At 61.7% G+C, this 1,009-nt stretch carries 1 protein-coding gene; it reads right to left on the reverse strand.

Annotated features, from left to right (window positions below):
* The coding region (locus OP496_RS18010) for a cytosine permease (protein WP_280565328.1) at nucleotides 1–1,009 on the reverse strand (1,009 nt) is incomplete at both ends.

A 1,009-nucleotide genomic window follows, 5' to 3' on the forward strand; every position in this document is an offset into this window, starting at 1 on the left:
GATCACGCTGACCCACAAGGCCCCGATGAAGAAGGCGATGATCGCCGTGATCAGGCCGCCGAGACGGAAACTGATGCGCCGCGGAAACAGATTGGCGAGGTCATAGGCGGGTGGAATGAAGTTGGCCACCAGGTTGATGCCCACCGTCGCGGCGAAGAAAGTCAGTGCGGCGACGATCGTCAGCGGCAGGTTATCGACACGGTCGACGATGTCCGAGGGGTTGGTCAGCGCCTCGCCGAACAGCGCCAAAGTGCCGGCGGTGATGATCAACGCGATGAACGAGAACACCGCTACATTGAGCGGTAACCCGAGCCAGTTGCCGAGCCGCATGGCGCGCTCGTTCTTCACGAAGCGTGCAAAGTCGCCGAAGTTGATCACCACAGCGGCGAAGTACGCGATCATGGTGCCGAGCACGGTGAAGAAGGCGCCGACGGCGCTATCGGCAGCGCCGTTGCTGCCACTGAATATGTCATCTACCGCAGGCAGTAGCGATGCCCCGGCTTGCCACCAGACCACGCCCATCAGCACGATCATCACCGCGTAGACCAGCGGTCCCGCCCAGTTGAGAAAGCGTTTGATGCGCTCGATTCCCGCCCAGAACATTGCCAGTTGAAAGCCCCAGACGATGACGAAGGCCAGCCAGGCCACGCTCGATAGCCCCAGGAACTGGCCGCTTTCCGGTACGCCCAGCGCGGTCAGCAAGAGCGTGACAGCGGTGGAGGCGAAGTAGGTCTGCACCCCGTACCAGAAGATGCCGATCACCGCGCGCAGCATAGCCGGTAGATTGGCGCCATGCACGCCGAGGCTGGCGCGTACTACCACCGGAAAGGGAATGCCATATTTGACGCTGGGCCGCCCGGTCAGGTTGACCAGCACCATGACCACCAGACCGGCGAGAATGATGGCGGCCATCACTGCCCATCCGTTGAGGCCGTAACTCAGAAACAGCGAGGCGGCCAGGGTATAGCCGAACAGGCTCTGGATGTCGTTGGCCCAGACATTGAAGATT

Source organism: Chromohalobacter sp. 48-RD10, assembly GCF_029889785.1.
Taxonomy (GTDB): Bacteria; Pseudomonadota; Gammaproteobacteria; order Pseudomonadales; family Halomonadaceae; genus Chromohalobacter.